This is a genomic window from Bradyrhizobium sp. UFLA05-109, assembly GCF_054185165.1.
Genome location: NZ_JBBIAR010000132.1, coordinates 1 through 7,863, shown reverse-complemented (window position 1 = coordinate 7,863; position 7,863 = coordinate 1). Strand labels below are relative to the sequence as shown.

Annotated in this window: 5 protein-coding genes; 2 read left to right on the top strand and 3 right to left on the bottom strand. The window is 50.4% G+C overall.

Annotated features, from left to right (window positions below; genetic code table 11):
* Nucleotides 1-838: 838 nt before the first annotated feature.
* Both Q3C01_RS44295 and Q3C01_RS44290 read right to left on the bottom strand, forming a co-directional pair.
* Nucleotides 839-1,360 carry a hypothetical protein gene (locus tag Q3C01_RS44295; RefSeq protein WP_458151636.1) on the bottom strand — a complete coding sequence of 174 codons (522 nt, stop codon included), beginning with the start codon at nt 1,358-1,360 and terminating at the stop codon, nt 839-841.
* A 7-nt stretch (nt 1,361-1,367) separates the two neighbouring features.
* Nucleotides 1,368-3,269: a caspase family protein gene (locus tag Q3C01_RS44290; protein ID WP_458151635.1), complete on the bottom strand. Its 1,902-nt coding sequence runs from the start codon at nt 3,267-3,269 to the stop codon at nt 1,368-1,370.
* A gap of 313 nt (nt 3,270-3,582) precedes the next feature.
* Here Q3C01_RS44290 and Q3C01_RS44285 point away from each other — a divergent pair, with 313 nt between their 5' ends.
* Nucleotides 3,583-3,792 (top strand): hypothetical protein, encoded by a 210-nt coding sequence (locus tag Q3C01_RS44285; protein ID WP_458151634.1) that lies wholly within the window; start codon nt 3,583-3,585, stop codon nt 3,790-3,792.
* A gap of 129 nt (nt 3,793-3,921) precedes the next feature.
* On the opposite strand, the gene Q3C01_RS44280 is transcribed toward Q3C01_RS44285, so the two are convergent.
* Nucleotides 3,922-6,717 carry an alpha/beta hydrolase gene (locus Q3C01_RS44280; protein WP_458151633.1) on the bottom strand — a complete coding sequence of 932 codons (2,796 nt, stop codon included), beginning with the start codon at nt 6,715-6,717 and terminating at the stop codon, nt 3,922-3,924.
* 572 nt (nt 6,718-7,289) lie between these two features.
* Between Q3C01_RS44280 and Q3C01_RS44275 the strand changes: the two genes are divergently transcribed.
* Nucleotides 7,290-7,826 (top strand): esterase/lipase family protein, encoded by a 537-nt coding sequence (locus tag Q3C01_RS44275; protein WP_458151632.1) that lies wholly within the window; start codon nt 7,290-7,292, stop codon nt 7,824-7,826.
* Nucleotides 7,827-7,863 lie beyond the last annotated feature (37 nt).

Here is a 7,863-nt window from a genome sequence, read left to right as displayed (position 1 = left end):
GCTACCAGCAAAGCCCGCCGTGCGAAGGGGTCAAAATTGGACGCCGATGAGGGGTCAAATTTGAACGCCGATTGACATTCAGAATGGCTTTTTCACTTTCATGGGAGCGCATGCATTTGGACTTCGAGGTATCGCACCGGGCGCTAGCTTTACCCAGAAGGCCGAAGGCACACTGCGGGAAATGGGTATCAAAGGTTTTCGAGGCCCAAGATATTAAGGCAATGACCAGGCGACCAGGAGAGTGCAACCGGCCGCTCTGGCGACCGGGCATGGACGCAAGTGACGACATTTTAAAGTACTTGGTTCCAGACGTCTCGACGATAAACGAATCAGGTGTCGCACTCTCTTTATTGCTGTCTCGGCTTGACGATGTAGCTCAGTTCATCCAACCAGGCGCTCGTAACTTGAGCGTGTTTAGCCACCAGCTGCGCGAACTGTTGATTTTGGCGTGCACCGGAGTCGAGGCCTCACTTCGAGGTGTTCTTGCCTCAGTCGATCCTTCAATAAATCCCGAGAGTCGGCTCACCACGAGCGACTTTTACAATCTGTGTGAACCGTTACACTTGCGGGATTTTTCGCTCGAACTGCGTCACTATGCGCCCTAATGCGATTCAGAAAGCGACATTGAAGCACTGCATAGAGGCTCTGGCAGCGGTAGTTGCCGTGTACTGCTCTCAGTTTAGCATTCCCATTCAGGGAGACTGGGTACACGAGCCTGGCTTTGAGCTGAATGATTGGTTCAAAGTCGAGCTAGTCGATCCCAATTGGTCGTCCATCAGACCTTTGGCCTTTCGATGGACGAAACACCGGCGCATGGCGCCCGCAAGCGCAAAAAGATCTAACTAGGCTTGCTCCGAGCTAGTATTGTCTGCCAGAAGAACCCTGTCTGGAACGAAAGAATGACGGCTTGGACATCAATGGCTTTAGTGCCAACACCCTGCAAGACTGCACCAAACGTGATCACTGACACCAGCATCGGATACGTGAATTCCCACAGATCGAAATTTAATCCCGTTCGCGAAACGTCGCCTACCTTCTTCTTCTCCTCCATCCTTACTCGCCTTGCCTCGATTTGCTTCGTCAAATAGCTAGCCATCATCCCGATCAGCATCACCACGAAGAGCAAAATTTCACCTACAGGGGACTCTTTATACCATGTGGCGCCTGCCAGCGTCGCAGGTGGAGAGAGGATGAACAGAAGAATGGCTCCGACCAGGGTTATCCCGACACCTAGTAGAGCCGATGTCGTTGCCCCAGCGTATTGCTTTGCGACACTGTCTCGGAGCGCCTTGCGACCGAAGAAAATGATGCCGGCCAAGGCGAGGCCGCAGACGACGAATTGTGCCGCTGATATCTTCATAGTCGGCTCACTTGCTCGATCTAATAAACATCATTCGACCATCACCAAACTCTTTCAGATTGTTATACGTCGGCGTCTGGCGGAAGCCTTGCATTCGAGCAACCCGTGTCACCTGATCCTTAACAAAAATGCCGAGCTGATCGAACTGAATAACGCCAGTGTTTGCTGGGTCGGCCTTACCTCCCAAGCCCTCTACCAGAGCTTTCGTGAAGATGCCTCCGTTTTCAGTGATGGCCCGTTGGTCGCCAAAGCCCGCCGTAATAACATTTCGGGCCTTGTCGCTGACGTTTCGTTCTATGACTGCGAGGCGCTGAATCTCGTCGTTCAGCTGCCGTTCGTTGTCATCCTCATCGCCCAAGAAAACAAGCCCGGAATAGCAAACATCTATTGCGAATAGCACATGATTTGCCTGAATATTTCTAGAGTGACGCTCGACCAGGTCCTTGGCTTGGAAGGTCGTCATGAGCTTCTGACGTTCGTCGTAGTCGTACGTAACTAGCAAATTGTTCCGCTGAAAATTCTCTCCGTGCCCGCCGAAATAAATGAATAATCTGTCGGCAGCGGCATTTGATCCACCAATCCAAAAGCTCTCCAATGCCTTTTCAAGATTTTCAAGCGAAGCCCGCTCGTCATACAACTCGATAATTCCCTCGCTTGGAAAACCAAGCGATATTAGTGCAGCCTTCAAACTTTCTGCGTTCTTCACCATGCCTGAGAGCGCAGGAAATGGCGTCGGTCCTCTCTTCAAAGGGTCCTTGCGTCGTTCGTAGTCATCTATCGCAACGATAATTGCACGGCTATTTTGGTAGGGGTTCTTGAAGGCCTTAAGCGATTCCCCGACTCTCCAAAGGTAGTACTGTTGTCGACCTATTGTGAGAAGATTTAGTCCTTTACGAACTAAGTCGGTCCCAGAGCCCAGAAAGGAGATCTTGTCGTCGAAGACGTTATACTGATCCTGCTGCTCAAGGGGGGTCCCGTTTATCGATATTACATCCTTTGAAATGCTTGCTAGGTCAGGAATGTTTAAGTGGTCCGCAGCAAGGTCCAAGCGGCGTTTCGGGTTTGGCGGCTCAACTGCACCCGAAGTAGCTAACATAAGTCGATGCGAGCGAAGTCCGATCATACTAGGATGCTGTTGGCCATAAAATCCGATATCGGTTCCAACCATTTTGGGATAGAGTTGAACGTAAAGTTCTTCAACCGACAGCTGCCTATCTCCATCTAAATCGCTATTTGGATTCTTGAGCACATCCACCAGCGCACCTACAAATGCCGTAGAAGCGAAGGATGCTGACTCGAATGAGAGCTCGTCTGCTTTACTGGAAGCCAGTATCACCAGTTGAGGATGCTGATCCATTAGCGGGCCGAGGTTGCCATCTCCGACTGAGCATCCATCAATGATAATCAGAACTTTCTTTTCAGGAGGCGTGGTAGCTATAATGTCCCTTTGTAGATCCAACCCTCGGGCTGCCAATTCGTTGGGCTCTTGTCGAAATTCAGCGGGGATTAAGTAAACCCTGGATTTTGAGGGATCTTGAGTGGCATGCCCTGAAAAGAAGAAGATAGCCAAGTCATCGGTATCCGTCTGCTGAATCAGGGCCCTGTACTCTTGGATAATCTGATCCTTTGTTGCTTCTCCGTCAGTGATCGTCTTGGCCGACTTGAGCGTCAGACGATCGTTCATCATTGCAAGCGTCGACACGAGAAGCTGGGCGTCCGATGTTGGGGTTCTCAATCTAGCTAGATAATTATACTTGCTGATGCCGACGCTAAGGACGTTAAGGCTCGGAGCTTTGACGACAGGACTAGGGACGGCGATGCCTGCGAGTACACTATCTGCTGAAATTGGACCGACGAACACGCCGGATAGCATCCCAAAAACGAAAAGAAGCAAGCAAACCCGCTTCATGGATAATCGCGCCTCGACGCAATATGCAAGAAAGCCCAACAATCTTAGGACGAATTTTTCAGCCGTCAATTGCGTAGTGGAAGTGACCCTAATCTATGGGCTCAATCTCCTAGTCTGGCGGCAAACACCTTAGCTGTGACCTGCTTGCCGTAGCATTCTCGGATCGACAGCTGTGGCCTGCTTGCCGTACTCTTGAATCATCTGAACCGACGTTCCCATGTTGCGTGCGACCTCTAACACCCCGACCCGTTTCGCAATGCATTCACCACTTAGAAGTGGAAGGAGGGTGGCGAAGGCGAAAAAAGGATCGACCATGAAATTCGCACAACTAACAGCGCCAGACGGTGACCCCGTTTTCGTGAATCCCGATGCGGTACAGATGGTCCGGCTCAATGATGGCGGACGGGCGATTGCGAAGGCGAAAGCGGTTATCCTCTTCGTGAGCGGTGGAACGCAGGGCGTTGTTGAAGATATCGCTATCGTCATATCCAGATTAGAAGAATCACATTCGCCTTCAGTCTAACTAAACTGTAGGTACCAGTAGCGGGGTTGCCAAGTTTTTCTAGCCAAACCGTCTGCTGCGTCGCTTGGCTTGCAAGCGGCACGATGATTTAGTGGGTGGTCCAAACGGTGCTTATGGCTTGTTGAACCCTCACTGATAGATCTTCGGTTGCTCCCGTTTCCTGCTCGACAACTCCTTCGTGACAAACTCGGATAGATTTTCTTCATGATCGGCATCCGAGACGATACGCTGCAGGCTAGCAAGATACTCGGGATCGTAAATGTCCAGCTCGTCGTATATCTGTGAGGCCGATCTTAACTTCACCAAGGCATCCTGAGGCTTTGACAGCCTGGCTTTAGCCTCGGCGAGTTTCGTTAGAGCCCAGGCTAGGCCTCGCATATCACGAGCCTTTTCAAACGAAATCTCTGCTAATGAAAGAGATCGCTCGGCGTCGATCAGCTTGTTCTCAATCAACTGAGAAATCCCGATCCAGGTATTCGCAACGGCAGCACCCCGTTCATCAGATTCTGCCTCAGCTTGCTTCAACGACGAATCCAATCTTCCCCTAGCTACCGATATTTTTCCATTCTTGATCTCTAGACCAGCCAAGATCATCTGGGCTTGGCGCCCCGTAACGGCGTTGAGTGATCTCGTGCTAGTTGTAGCTATCGCGTTAGATAAGACTCTTTCGGCAAATATCGAATCGCCGCTGGCATGAATTGCCTCTGCGTACAACCTGTATGAAGCAAGCCTCAGATTCGAATCGTCGGAGACGTCACCGTGAATCAGTTCTTCAGCGACATCAATCGCCTCAGGGATATGACGAAGTATCAAAAAGCAATGACCGAAATGATAGTCTAACCATTTATCGCCACCTGCGTGCCTCAGTGGCCGAATTAGATCGATCAATTGCCTGTAGTAACCTTTTCGCTTCAACTCGGAAACAATCAACTTAACTAAACGCTCCGCCTCAAATTTCATATATCCTGTCTGAGCAAAGTGTTTACAAGCTCTTATCTTGTTTTGAAGCGACGCCTCATCTTTTGGCCTTGCCCGCCATCCCGACGATATCTGATTATAAAAATTCCCCAGCGTCCGATGGACCGCGCTAGCGACCTTCTCGTCGAGGCTATCCCGGCACAAATCGGCAACGAGATCGTGAACTCGCCACTTATCCGCCCCATATGATTCAACGAGAAACGCTCTATTCAAAGAGTAGAATATCTCTGGGCTATCTATTCCGAGAATCTCACGTGACAACAATCTCACCACGCTCCTATCGAACGACCCGTCGGTTAGCGATAAAAGCCGCAGCAATTTTGCAGCTTCTTCGCTTACAAGCGAATTGATTTCCTGAAACCACTGGCGAAGTCTATCGATGCCAGCCAGCTCTCCGGTTAGTGCTGTTCTTGGCGCATAGCCGAACTCCTTAACTAGGGTGCAAAACCAAGTTATGGCTAATGGTAACCCGCCAGTCTTCGTCCACAATTCTTTGAGCAGCTCAGATGGAAGGTTCGGTAAGCCTCGTTGCTGAACAAGTGTCGCCGCCTCTTCTTCGGTGAATAGCCCCAAATGGAAGACAGCTGTGGAAGGCTGACCGACTAACTCATCTGGATATAACCTTGAGATAAGTACAAGTTTTGTCGGGGGACTTTGCCGTGCTGCTGCTCTCAATAGCGGCAAGTAAGATTCTCGATCCGAATTGTGGAAGTCATCAATTATCAGAACTAGCTGATTTTCGACCACCGCTTGAATAAGCTGTTTGCATTGACCCGCTGCGGACTCGGCCGTCCGTTCGGGAAGATACTTGGAGCAAGCCGCCAATAGGGTCTCAACCGTGTCACCTTTCAATGCTTCGAACCAAATTGCATCCTCTCGCTTTTTAGCTCCGTAGAGTTGGCCCACCAATTGCGAGACAAGGTGCGTCTTTCCATTCCCAGACAGCCCCGCAACACATAAGACGGAGTGCCGCTTCCAAAGCTCAAGCACCTGAGCCATAGCTGATGCACGAGTAACGGAATACTGAAGATTTGGAGTCGGTAATTGACCTTCAGCGTTCTCCTCGGGAGAGGTTATCGCTTTCCTTTTTTGGGACAGCAATTCTTCGCCGGCAGCTGGAGGTTCGCCTGACGGAAGTAAGTTATGGTCACGTAGGAAATCGTATAGATATTCATGAACGATTGCCGAGTCAGACTTCGGTTTGCAAATTGAGAAATGATCGCTCTTGGGGATTTGCTTGGGAGCTCCGAAGTAACGCCCTTGAGATCGGACGTTGACGATGGGTTTTGAGGCTGCGATTGGAAGCCATTTGACGTGAGCAATGAACCTGTTTTCGTAAAATTCGATTCCTGATAGCGCCGGTATTTTTTTGCTCTCTTTTAGATCCCGAAATCGATTGTCGAGATCTTCGAGACTCCAATCGCCCAACTGCAGGTGAACCCCCTGCTGGTTATTGAAGAATTCAATCAACCAACTGAGGCTGTTTGCATACTCGGAGCCAAACGTGGGGGACGCTATGAGTACCAATCCAATTTCTTTTGTTGCAAAGAACTCTGGATATCGCTCAAGCATACTGCGTACTACAATGCCCCCCATGCTGTGACATACAAACGTGATTTTGGATTTCAGCAAGGGAGAAGCAACGCCTTTTCTGTCGGTCCTCTTCAAGGCGCTAAACAACTCATCAACGCAACTTCTTATTTCATAACCGCCGGAGTCAACGCTCGAATCATATCCCCCCAAGAATATCGAGATGTTGCCAAATCGCGGGTCAGCGTTGATTAGATCCGGCCAGTAAGCCAGGGGCTTCTTGTTTTCTTCATAAAGCCAGCAGGTACGACTGCTCGATAGTACACCGTGCACAAAAACAATGGCTGCATTGGAGCTTGTGGCCTTAAACCAAATGTTATTGACCTCTTCAGCTGGCAATATGGAAATGTCCATCATTGATCCGTTTTGCTCGGGTAATCGCTGGCTAGATTCGTGGCCACGTCTTGATCGACGCACGTATTCTTGAATCGGGTGGTTCAGAATACGCACCCTTCAAGGTTGTTGGCCACAAGAAAACTAGCCTCACCTTGCGGTTAATCCCCCAACCTCATCGCAAATACGGCGGCTGTGGCCTGCTTGCGGTAATCCTTGGATCATCTGAACTGAAGTGCCCATGTTGCGGGCTACCTCGAAGACGCCGATGACGTTCCGCAGCGCATTGACTGCATAGAAATGTCTGAGGCTGTAAATGGTGCCCGCAACATGGGGACATGGGGACGTCGGTTCAGATGATCCAAGGATTATGGCAAGCAGGCCACAGCTACCATGTTTGCGATGAGGTTGGGGGCTAAGAGGTGGCTAACCTTGCAAATGCTCTTTTGTGCGAGGCGGGACAGATTGGCCGCTAAGCCACGAACCGTTGGGCTGAAGAATTTGGAAAGTACCGCTCTTGGAGTGATTCATCCGACTTAGAAAGCCACAAGTTGTGGTATCCTCACCTCAAGTTGGCTTGGTCTGAGGAGGCTCAAATGAGCAATAGGGCCGAGATCCGAGTTAGACCGTACGGACTACACTGCCTTCGCAAGCCTCCGAGTGCAGCGTCGATCGTTTTCGCTCATGGAATACTGTCTGACGGTGAGGGGGCATGGGGGAGCCCATCGTGGCCGCAGCTCTTGATCGACGACCCAGAGCTGGAAGGATACGGTGTATATGTATTTACCTACAGAACTAGCTTGGGATCGGGAACGTACAGCATTGGTGACGCAGCCCGAACGCTAGAAGCTCGCTTTGATCTGGAGAAGCTGTGGCTGCAAGATCGCATTATCTTCGTCGGTCATAGTATGGGCGGAATTGTCGTACGCAAATTCATTTTGGATAACCAGATGCGACTGGCATCCGAGGCAATTGATATCGGGCTATTCCTGGTCGCTTCACCGTCTTTGGGCGCTAGAGCGGCAACCACACTAGCGGAATTGTCGCGGGTGTTCCGTCGTCATACCCAGGCGATGGCGCTGCGTTTCTCTCAAGAGTCATCCGTGAAGAATACGGATCGGTCTGAGAAATAAGCAGAATTGGTCCTGATTAGTATTCGATTTTGCAGGA

Bases quoted from the DNA above. Each gene is read 5' to 3' on its own strand.
- Q3C01_RS44280 (WP_458151633.1), bottom strand. From the start codon at position 6,717: ATGATGGACATTTCCATATTGCCAGCTGAAGAGGTCAATAACATTTGG.
- Q3C01_RS44285 (WP_458151634.1), top strand. From the start codon at position 3,583: ATGAAATTCGCACAACTAACAGCGCCAGACGGTGACCCCGTTTTCGTG.
- Q3C01_RS44290 (WP_458151635.1), bottom strand. From the start codon at position 3,269: ATGAAGCGGGTTTGCTTGCTTCTTTTCGTTTTTGGGATGCTATCCGGC.
- Q3C01_RS44295 (WP_458151636.1), bottom strand. From the start codon at position 1,360: ATGAAGATATCAGCGGCACAATTCGTCGTCTGCGGCCTCGCCTTGGCC.
- Q3C01_RS44275 (WP_458151632.1), top strand. From the start codon at position 7,290: ATGAGCAATAGGGCCGAGATCCGAGTTAGACCGTACGGACTACACTGC.